The organism is Kocuria arenosa (assembly GCF_042879215.1).
Classification (GTDB): Bacteria; Actinomycetota; Actinomycetes; order Actinomycetales; family Micrococcaceae; genus Kocuria; species Kocuria arenosa.
Map to the genome: position 1 here is coordinate 1 of NZ_JBHZTA010000026.1, position 9,676 is coordinate 9,676.

8 protein-coding genes and 1 pseudogene are annotated in these 9,676 nt (G+C 72.1%); 4 read left to right on the forward strand and 5 right to left on the reverse strand.

Features of this window, described 5'->3' with window-relative positions; all coding sequences use genetic code 11:
- Positions 1 to 281: 281 nt before the first annotated feature.
- The 3 genes from ACFYE3_RS18805 to ACFYE3_RS18815 are packed head-to-tail and all read right to left on the reverse strand — an operon-like array spanning position 282 to position 3,565.
- Positions 282 to 1,955, reverse strand: a complete 1,674-nt coding sequence (locus ACFYE3_RS18805; protein WP_387611941.1) for an FAD-binding oxidoreductase — start codon at positions 1,953 to 1,955, stop codon at positions 282 to 284.
- Between the two features lie 39 nt (positions 1,956 to 1,994).
- A complete protein-coding gene (locus ACFYE3_RS18810) occupies positions 1,995 to 2,780 on the reverse strand; it encodes a lysophospholipid acyltransferase family protein (protein WP_387611944.1) in 786 nt (261 codons plus the stop codon).
- Positions 2,777 to 3,565 carry an SDR family NAD(P)-dependent oxidoreductase gene (locus tag ACFYE3_RS18815; protein WP_387611947.1) on the reverse strand — a complete coding sequence of 263 codons (789 nt, stop codon included), beginning with the start codon at positions 3,563 to 3,565 and terminating at the stop codon, positions 2,777 to 2,779. The genes ACFYE3_RS18810 and ACFYE3_RS18815 overlap by 4 nt, the downstream gene beginning before the upstream one ends.
- A gap of 148 nt (positions 3,566 to 3,713) precedes the next feature.
- Here ACFYE3_RS18815 and ACFYE3_RS18820 point away from each other — a divergent pair, with 148 nt between their 5' ends.
- Positions 3,714 to 5,972: an HAD-IB family phosphatase gene (locus ACFYE3_RS18820; RefSeq protein ID WP_387611950.1), complete on the forward strand. Its 2,259-nt coding sequence runs from the start codon at positions 3,714 to 3,716 to the stop codon at positions 5,970 to 5,972.
- 36 nt (positions 5,973 to 6,008) lie between these two features.
- Complete coding sequence (locus ACFYE3_RS18825) at positions 6,009 to 6,584, forward strand: TetR/AcrR family transcriptional regulator (protein WP_387611952.1); 576 nt, start codon at positions 6,009 to 6,011, stop codon at positions 6,582 to 6,584.
- A 21-nt stretch (positions 6,585 to 6,605) separates the two neighbouring features.
- Here ACFYE3_RS18825 and ACFYE3_RS18830 read toward each other — a convergent pair whose 3' ends face one another.
- Positions 6,606 to 7,883: a DUF4032 domain-containing protein gene (locus ACFYE3_RS18830; protein WP_387611954.1), complete on the reverse strand. Its 1,278-nt coding sequence runs from the start codon at positions 7,881 to 7,883 to the stop codon at positions 6,606 to 6,608.
- An 85-nt stretch (positions 7,884 to 7,968) separates the two neighbouring features.
- Here ACFYE3_RS18830 and ACFYE3_RS18835 point away from each other — a divergent pair, with 85 nt between their 5' ends.
- Both ACFYE3_RS18835 and ACFYE3_RS18840 read left to right on the forward strand, forming a co-directional pair.
- Positions 7,969 to 8,790 carry a MurR/RpiR family transcriptional regulator gene (locus tag ACFYE3_RS18835; protein ID WP_368833949.1) on the forward strand — a complete coding sequence of 274 codons (822 nt, stop codon included), beginning with the start codon at positions 7,969 to 7,971 and terminating at the stop codon, positions 8,788 to 8,790.
- 110 nt (positions 8,791 to 8,900) lie between these two features.
- Positions 8,901 to 9,104 (forward strand): hypothetical protein, encoded by a 204-nt coding sequence (locus tag ACFYE3_RS18840; protein ID WP_368823547.1) that lies wholly within the window; start codon positions 8,901 to 8,903, stop codon positions 9,102 to 9,104.
- Positions 9,105 to 9,199: 95 nt separating this feature from the next.
- Here the strand turns inward: ACFYE3_RS18840 and ACFYE3_RS18845 are convergent.
- A pseudogene (locus tag ACFYE3_RS18845) lies at positions 9,200 to 9,676 on the reverse strand (sugar ABC transporter ATP-binding protein); the annotation flags it as partial.

Genomic DNA, 9,676 nt, shown 5'->3' on the forward strand with positions numbered 1-9,676 from the left:
TAGGACACCGCCGGACCACACCACCAAGGGTCGAGCCCCCGCACACCGTGCGGGGGCTCCCCGCATTTAACACCCCCCGCAACCGCACCGCAGCAGGGCACAGGCATCGCCGCACAGGCACTGCACCGCACCGGCACCACACCGGGCTGGCACCACACCGCGCCGCAGCACAGGCACCACACCACACCGGCGCCCGCGCAGGCACTACACCGCACCGGGCCCGCAGAGCAGGCCCCCACCGCCCACGGTGAGGACCCGCACCGTGGGCGGCACCGGAACGATCAGCCCACGATCTTGCCGGGATTGAAGTGGCCACCCGGATCCGCGGCCGCGAACAGGCTGCGCATGAGCTGCACTCCCTCGGGGGAGACGTCCTGCTCCATCCAGGGGCTGTGCTCGAGACCCACTCCGTGGTGGTGGGACAGCGTGCCGCCGGCGTCGATGAAAGCCTGCTGGATCGCGCTCTTGATGACGGCGTACTCGCCGTGCGGGTCCCCGCCGATCTCGTACCCGAAGGTGAAGTAGAGGCAGGCCCCGGCATGGTAGGAGTGGGACATGTGGGACATGATCCACCCGGTCTTGCCCTGCGACTCGAAGGCCCGCTGCGCGGCCTCGTAGACCGCCTGGTGCACCGTGGTGAGCTTCGACCACGGTGCCGCGGTCTCGGACACGTCGCCGATGGTGTTCTGCTCGAGCAGGAAGTCGCGCAGGTACGGGGTGTCGAACTTCTTCTGGTCGTAGAGCGCGCCGGGGCCGGCTCCGAGCACCAGCGCGCCCTGTTTCTTCGCGATGCCGGCCACCGCCTTCTTCCGGCGCTCGACCTCGGGCTTGCTGCCCTCGAAGCACACGTAGGCGATGCACATGGCGTCGGTGTCCCAGCCGCGGCGCCGCATCAGCTCCCACAGCACGTCCTGGCCCTTGGCCGAGGCCTTCTTCTTCAGGGTGGCGGGGGCCTTCTGGGTGGACAGGGAGAACGCGGTCTCGTGGGCGTCGGAGACGCGGGCGAACGTGGTGCTGACGCCGGACCGTGCGATCTCGCGCATGGCGATGAGCGCCTGCTGCCAGGTGGGGAACATGTACGCGATGACCTCGCGGTGCTCGGCGATGCGGTGCACCTGCACGTCCAGCTGGGTGATCACGCCCAGCCGGCCCTCGGAGCCGATGATCATCTCCCGCAGGCTCGGACCCGTGGAGGTCGAGGGGAGGGGGCGCAGCACCACCGTCCCGCCGGAGCGCACCACCCGCATGCCGCGCACGATGTCGGCGATGTCCCCGTACTTGTCGGACTGCATCCCCGAGGAGCGCGTGGCGGCCCAGCCGCCGAGGGTCGAGTGCGTGAAGGAGTCCGGGAAGTGGCCCAGTGTCCACCCGCGGGCGTTGAGCTGCTCCTCCATGTCCGGGCCCAGCACACCGGCCTCGATGGTGGCGAGACCCGAGGTCTCGTCGAGCGAGAGCACCTGGTTCATCCGACCCAGATCCAGAGAAACGATCGTTCGTTCTTCCTGGGGGTCCGGCTGGAGGCTCCGGGAGATGCTCGTGCCGCCGCCGAAGGGGATGACCACGAGGTCGCGCTCCACCGCGAGCCGCAGCACCTGGGCGACCTCGTCCTCGGTGTCGGGGTATACGACCACGTCAGGCACGCGCGCGAAGTCGCCCGCCCGAGTGAGCAGCAGCTCGGTGACGGACTTGCCGGCCCAGTGCACGATGCGCAGTTCGTCGTCGAGCGTCAGGTGCTCGGCTCCGGTGATGGCCGCCAGTGCCTGCAGGAGAGCCTCCTCGGCGCGGGAGGCGGGGACGCTGACCGTGGAGAAGTCGATGGTGTCGCGCTGCCGGGGCCGCAGGTCCACGTCCAGGGCGTTCTTGACGAACGGGGCGAAGGCGGGCTTGTTCGCGTACTCGAAGTGCACGCCTTCCTCGCCCCACCCCCACCACTTCATGTGCTTCACGTGTGCCATCTGCGCAGTTCTCTCCTGGTTCTCGGGGGTGGTGGTGGTTCAGGCGTCGATGCGCGGGCGGTGCTCGGCGTAGAGCGCCCGGACCGAGGCCTCGATCCGGTCGTTGAACGAAGAGGTGGGCTCCTTCTCGCGGGCGGCCAGCGGCTCGCCGACGGCCACCACCACGCGGGGGCGGCCGCGGCGCGGCCAGCGGGCGCCGCGGGGCATCGCCTCGTAGGCCCCGATCAGCGCGACGGGGACCACCGGCACTCCCACGGCCTTGGCGAGGCCCGCAGCACCGATCTTGAAGGTGCCCATCTTCCCCGTGCGGGACCGCGTGCCCTCCGGGAAGATCAGCAGCGGGACCCCGGCCTTCAGCAGCTGCTTGGACAGCCCCCGGTTCGCCCCGGTCCCCGTCCGGTCCACCGGGAAGGCGTTGAAGATCAGTTCGGTGAACATGCGCTTGTGCGGAGCGGTGAAGAAGTAGTCCGCGGCCACCCCGGTCGCAAGGTCCCGCCGGATGCGTCGGGGCACCGAGCCCAGGACGAGCGGCGCGTCGAGGTGGCTCGAGTGGTTGGCGACCACGATGCACGCCCCGTCCAGGGCGTCCGCCGCGGGGTGCGTCACCACGGTCCGGCGGACCGTGCGGTACGCGAGGCCCTGCAGGAAGATCCGCTGGGCGATCCTGCGGGCGAGCCGGCGCCGCGGATTGCGGAAGCGGTCGGGGCTCAGGTGTGCGGAGGACGCGGGCGGGGCCTCCGGTGCGGCCTCGGAGGAGGATTCGGTGCTGCCGCCGTCGATGGAGCGCTGGACCGGGACGGGGTCGTGGGGGTCGCGGCGGGTCACGAGCCGGCCGCCCGTTCCTTCTGGCGGGCCGAGGCCACCAGGCCCGATATCCGGCGCACCGCGGAGCGCGGCAGGTGGCGCAGGGCGAACCCGAGGAGCCGGTAGCGCTTGGTGGGCATCGAGAGCACCTTGCCGCGCGCGACGTCGTCGAGGGCTTCCTCGACCACGCGCTCGGGGCTGAGCCACATGAAGGAGGGGATCGAGGAGCCGCTGATGCCGGCGCGCTCGTGGAACTCCGTGCGCACCCAGCCCGGCAGCAGGGCGGTGACGTGGACGCCCGTCCCGTGGAGCTCCACGGCCAGGGCCTCGGTGAACGCGGTCGTGTAGGCCTTGATCGCCGAGTACGAGCCCATGGTGACCAGTCCCGCGGTGGAGGAGACGTTGATGATCCAGCCGGAGCCGCGCGCCGTCATCGCCCGGGCCGCCGCCGAGGAGAGCACCAGCACGGTTCGGCACATGACCTCGAAGGCGCGGTCGTGGGCGCCGGTGTCCGGATCGGCGAAGCGGGTCTTCACCGAGAACCCGGCGTTGTTCACGAGCACGTCCACGGGTCGTTCGGGGTCCTCCACCCGGGCGGCGACGCGGTCCACGTCGGCGCGGTCGGAAAGGTCAGCGGGCAGGACCTCGACCGGCACGCCGTGCTCCGTGCGCAGCCTGGACGCGACCTGCTCGAGGCGGTCCGCGTCGCGGGCCACCAGGACGAGTGCATTTCCCCGGCGGGCCAGGGCTTCGGCGAACGCGGCGCCGATGCCGGACGTCCCCCCGGTCACGAGAGCGGTAAGCATGAGATCTAGGCTACACTACGGTAGCCGTAGCGTAGCCGGGTGCGGTCCGCTCGAGGGGCGCCGTCGTCGCCCGCCGGGCAGGGTCCGCCCGCAGCCCCCCACCCGCTCCGCACCGGCGGCGGACCAGCACACCACCGGAGGAACACCGTTGACCGAGACCCCCACCACGCGCGTCCTGCTGACGGGAGCCACCGGCTTCCTCGGGCAGGCGGTGCTCGAACGGCTGCTGTCCGCCCACGAGGGTGTGCACGTCACCGCCGTCGTCCGTCCCCGGGGCAGCATCAGCGGTGAGCAGCGGCTGCGGCAGCTGCTGCGCAAGCCCGCGTTCCGCACCTGGCGGGAGAGCCTGGGCGACGACGAGGCCAAGCGGGTCTTCGCCGAGCGCACCGCGGTGCTCGAAGGGGATCTCTCGGCGCTCGCGGGCATCACGGAGCCCTTCGACGTGGTGATCCACTCGGCTTCCACCGTGTCCTTCGACCCGCCCATCCACGAGGCCTTCAGCACGAACGTCGGCGGCGCCACCGGGCTGTACGACGCGCTCCTGGCCTCCGGGCACGACCCGCATGTCATCCACGTCTCCACCTGCTACGTCGGCGGGATCGCCAAGGGCCTGCGCCCCGAGGCGCCCGTGGACCACGACGTCGACTGGGCCGCCGAGTTCGAGGCGGCCCAGCGGGCGCGCGACGAGGCCGAGATGGCCTCCCGCACCCCGGAGCGGCTGCAGTCCATCATCGACGACGCCACGGCGGACCACGGCAAGGAGGGCCCCAAATCGGTGGCCCGCGCCGCGGAGGCCGCGCGCGAGGAGTGGGTCCGGACCCGCCTCGTCGAGTACGGGCGCACCCGGGCGCAGTCCCTAGGCTGGACCGACATCTACACCTTCACGAAGGCCCTGGGCGAGCGCGTCGCCGAGCAGAAGTGGACGGGCGCCGGCCACCGTCTCTCCGTGGTCCGCCCGTCCATCATCGAGTCCGCGCTGCGCCACCCGTACCCCGGCTGGATCGACGGCTACAAGGTGGCCGACCCGCTGATCATGGCCTACGCCAAGGGGGCCCTGCCGGAGTTCCCGGGGCTGCCGGACTCCGTGCTCGACGTCATCCCCGTCGACTTCGTGGTCAACGTGATCGTGGCGCTGGCCACGGACGGGCACCGCGCCCCGTCGGGCACCGTCACCCCGGACGGTCAGGCGGACCCTGCCCCTGCGTACTACCAGGTCTGCTCGGGCGCCTCGAACCCGCTCCCGTTCCACCAGATGTACGAGAACGTCCGGTCCTTCTTCCTCGCCCACCCGCTCGAGGACGCCGAGGGCAAGCCCATCCGCGTGCCCGAGTGGAAGTTCCCGGCCAACAACGCCGTGGAGCGCTCGCTGGCGGTCAAGGAGAGGCTCTCCGCCGTGGGCGGCCGGATCACCTCGGCGCTGCCCGCGACCTCCCGCACCCGGGAGTGGTCCACCTCCCTGCACCGCATGCAGTCCGGCCTCGGTTCCCTGCGCACCTACGTGGACCTCTACCAGTCCTACACGCGCACCGAGATGATCTTCGACGACGCCAGCACGCGGCAGCTCAACGACTCGCTGCCCGCCGGCACGCCCGAGGACCGGACCTTCGACGTCCGGTCGATCGACTGGGCCGACTACTGGCAGAACGTGCACCTGCCGGCCCTGACCACGATGACCAAGGCCTACGGCCGGCTCCAGGCGGCCTCGAATCGGCGCGGCAGCGCTCGGCGAGGCCTCAAGGAGGGCACGGACGTGCTCGCGGTCTTCGACCTCGAGGGCACCGTCCTGGACTCCACGGTCATCCGCCAGTACCTGCAGCTGCGCCGCCGGACGCTGCACCCCGCGAAGTGGCCCGCGGAGGTCGCCGACCTCGTCTCGAGCGCCCCGACCTACTTGAAGGCCGAGAAGCGGGACCGGGGGGAGTTCATCCGGGCGTTCATGCGCCGCTACCAGGGCGTGCCCGCCGGGACCGTGCGGGAGCAGGTGGCCGGTCCCCTCGGCGAGGACATGCGGCGTCTGTTGCGCCCCGGGGCCCTGACCCGGATCGAGGAGCACCGCGCCGCCGGGCACCGCACGGTCCTGGTCACCGGGTCCATCGACCTGCTCGTGGAGCCCATCGCCCACCTCTTCGACGAGGTCGTGGCGGGCCGGATGGACGAGCGCGACGGCGTGATGACCGGCTACCTCGCCGCTCCGCCCCTGGTCGACGAGGCGCGGGCCCAGTGGCTCAAGACGTACGCCGAGCAGGGCGGCTACGACCTCACCCGCTCCTACGGCTACGGGGACTCCCACGCGGACGCCAGCTGGCTGCTGCTCATGGGCCACCCCTACACGGTCAACCCCGACCTGCCGCTGTACCGGCTGGCCCGGAAGAACCACTGGCCCATCGAGGACTGGAAGACCGCCTGAGCGCCCCGGCGGCGGACGGCGAGCAGGAGGGCACCGATGGGCGACGACGACCGGACCGATCCGCGGACCGTCACCACCGACAAGAAGATCACCGCGGCGGCACTCGCCCTCCTGCGTGAGGGCGGACCGCACCGGGTGAGCATCGAGGCGGTCTCGGCGGCCTCCGGCGTGGCCAAGACGTCGATCTACCGCCGCTACGCGAACAGCCTGGAGATGCTCGAGGGGGCTCTTGAGGACGCCGTGGCCACGTATTCACCGCAGCGGCCGAGCGCCCCGGCGAGCTGGGACGAGGGTCTCGCCGAGGCGCTGGACTTCCTGCTCCACGACATGGGCATCGGGGTGGCGGTCTCGCTGCTGAGCGACCCGGACTCGGAGACGTCCCGGATCCTGCGGGCGCACCTGGTCCGGCCGCGCGTGGAGCGGCTCAAGGAGCTCTTCGCGGCGGAGACGGCGGCGGGGCGGCTGAGTCCGGATCTGGACGTCGACGTCGTCCTGGACTTCGTGTTGGGCTCGGCCTACTCCCACGTGGCCCGGTACGGGAGTCTGGGTGAGGACTGGCCCCGGCGGGTGCACCGGACCCTGACCGGTGTGCTCGAGGCGCACCGGCCCTGAGCCGTCCGGACCGGCTCCGGCTCAGAAGACCTCTCGCTCGTCCGGGCGCTGGGCCAGCTCCGAGGCCACGTAGTCCTCGACCGCGGTGTGCGTCGCCACGTCCTTGCCGGCGCGCTCTGAGAGGAACCACCGGTGCTCGAGCACCTCGTGCACGATCTCGGCGGGCTCGAGCTTGCGGCGCATCGGCGGGGTGACCGCCTCCATGATCGGGGAGAAGACCTCGCGCATCCACAGCTGGGCCACGAGCTCCTCGGGCAGGCCCGGATAGAGGTCCTGCCCCAGCTGCGCGATGTCGGTCAGCAGCCGGCGCGCCTGGTTTTCGTGGGCGCTGAGGCCGGTGAGCCGCTGCAGGCGGCGGGTGTGGTGGCCGGGCTCCACGACCTGCGGGCGCAGCCGGATCCGCCCGTCGACCGTGTCCATGGAGGCCTCCTCGACGTCGAAGCCGAGCTCGTTGAGGCGGCGCACCCGCTCGACCACGCGCCAGCGCTCGTCCATGCTGAAGGACTCCTCGACCGTCAGCTCGCGCCACAGGAACTCGTAGGTGGCGACGAGCCGGTCGGAGACCTCGAAGGGATCCACCACGTCCGCGATGTCGTGTCCCTCCTCGGCGGCCCCCGCGAGCAGGTCCATGATCTCACCGGCCACGTTGGTGCGGGCCAGCTCGATGTCGTACCCCCGCTGGCCGCGGGTGAGCTCCGGGTGGATCTCGCCCGTCTCCGCGTCCACCAGGTAGGCGGCGAACGCTCCGGCGTCCCGGCGGAACAGCGTGTTCGAGAGCGAGACGTCACCCCAGTAGAAGCCCGAGAGGTGCAGCTGCACGATGAGCGAGGCGAGGGCGTCCACGAGCCGCTCGACCGTGGCCGCGCTGGGGCCGGCGGAGAAGATGGCCCGGTAGGGCAGGGAGAAGCTCAGGTGGTCCGTCACCAGGGCGGCCGGGAGGGGCTCGCCCTCGGGGGTGTACCGGTCCGTGACCACGGAGTCCGGCACGACGGACGGGATGCCCATGCGCTGCAGCCGGCGCAGGGTGACGTACTCGTGCCGGGCGTAGTGGGGGACGGTCTCCTTGACGGCGACGATCTTCTCGCCGGCGTGGGCGAAGCGCACGACGTGCCGGGAGATGCCGCGGGGAAGAGCGGCGAGGACGTCCTCCGGCCACTGCTCGAGGGGGGTGTCCCACGGCAGTTCCAGGAGCACGGGGTCCGGGAAGGCCGTCTGGATGGACACGCTCCCGGACCGTCCGCCGGGGGCGGGGCCGTCCTGGGGCGCGAGGGGGAAGTGTGGGGCCAGGGAACCCTTCATACCGGGTCATGCTAGCAACCGGGGTGGCCCCGGTGTCGCCGCGGGGCCACCCGCGCTGATCCCGGCGGTCGCTAGGGTGGTGAGGGTGTCGATCGAACAGCGCATCCATGCGCACTACGCCGGGCTCTCTCCCCAGGAGCAGCGGGCCGCCGACCTGATCCTGGACCACCTGGACGACCTCGCCCTGTACAGCTCGGCGGAGCTCGCGCAGATGAGCGGCGTCTCCCGCGCCACCCTCTCCCGGCTGTACCGGCATCTGGGCTTCGAGTCCTTCACCGACCTCCGGGAGACGGCCCGCACCCTGCGCCAGCAGGGCGTGCCCCTCGGCCCGGACGCCGACCCGGAGCTGAGCCAGCACTTGGAGCAGGAGCTGAAGAACCTGCGCAAGGTCCTGGACCCGGCGGGGGAGGACCGGCCGGCCCGGGCCGTGCGCGCCCTGGCGGACGCGGGAACGGTCCTGCTCGTCGGTCTGCGCAACAGCTACCCGGTCGCGCTGCACCTCAGGCAGCAGCTGCAGCAGGCGCGGGACCGGGTCCGACTCGCCCCGCTGCCCGGCCAGACCCTCGGGGAGGAGCTCGTGGGCGTGGGCGAGGGGGACGTCGTCGTGCTGCTGGGCTTCCGGCGGCGCCCCCGCGGATTCGAGCGCCTGGTGGAGGTCTGCGCGGCCACGGGGGCGCGGACCGTCCTCATCGCGGACAGCACGGCCCGGCGCCACGCCTCGGCCGTGGACCTGTGGATCGAGTGCCCCCTCGACGGCGTGGGACCGTTCGACTCCTACGCGGCGGCCATGAGCCTCGTGTCGGTGCTCGCCGACGGCGTGCTGGCCGCCGCGGGGCCGGAGGGTCGACAGCGGGTGAGCCGCGCCGCCGAGCTCTACGAGGAGCTGGAGGAGCTGGACCTGCGCTGAGCCGAGTCGGTGGGCCCCGGTGCGTCGCAGGCAACCGTCGGCTAGAATTCGTCAGTTGGCTGATCAATCCGGGTCGGGAACGGTCCGGTCCGTACCGAAAGGAACCCGCCATGCACGATCCGCAGGCACTCGCCCAGGCCGAGACCCATCTCCTCCACGTGCTCGAGCACTCCGACCCGCCCCGCGACGCCAGCCGCTACAACGTGACGGCGGCCGCACGGGACTACCACGACCGCACCGGCAACTGGGACGTCCGGGACGCCGACCCCGAGCTCGTCGAGCAGGTGCTCGCCGACCACCCCGCCGGCGACTGATCCGGTCCCGGACGCGCCACGGCGCCCTCCCCGTCGGGGGAGGGCGCCGTGGCGTCGGTGCGCTGTGCCGGCCCGCTGACGTGCCGGCCCGGGGCTCAGTCGGGGAGGCGGGTGCCGGTGGTGGTGTCGAAGAGGTGGACGTGGTCCAGGTCCGGGGCGACCCAGATCGTGGCCCCGGCCCGCGGTGGGGTGCGGCCCTCGACCCGGACGATGATCTCGTGGGCGCCCTCGGCGTCCTCCTCCACGGTCCCGGTCGGGTCCACCGGCACGATCGTGTTCGCGGCGGTGACCGGGGCCAGGTGCCCGTAGACGAACGCGTCCGCCCCGAGCTCCTCGACCACGTCGGCCTCGATCGGAAGCCCGGTGCCCTCGGGCGCCGGGTGCAGGTCCTCCGGGCGGATCCCGACGGTCACGTGGGTCCCGGTCAGCCGCCCCTGCTGCTCGTGGGTCAGTTCCAGGCGCATCGTGCCGAAGCTCGCCACCGCGCCGGCCACGGGGACCCGGAAGAGGTTCATCGCCGGGGACCCGATGAACCCGGCCACGAACTCCGTGGCCGGCCGGTCGTAGAGCGC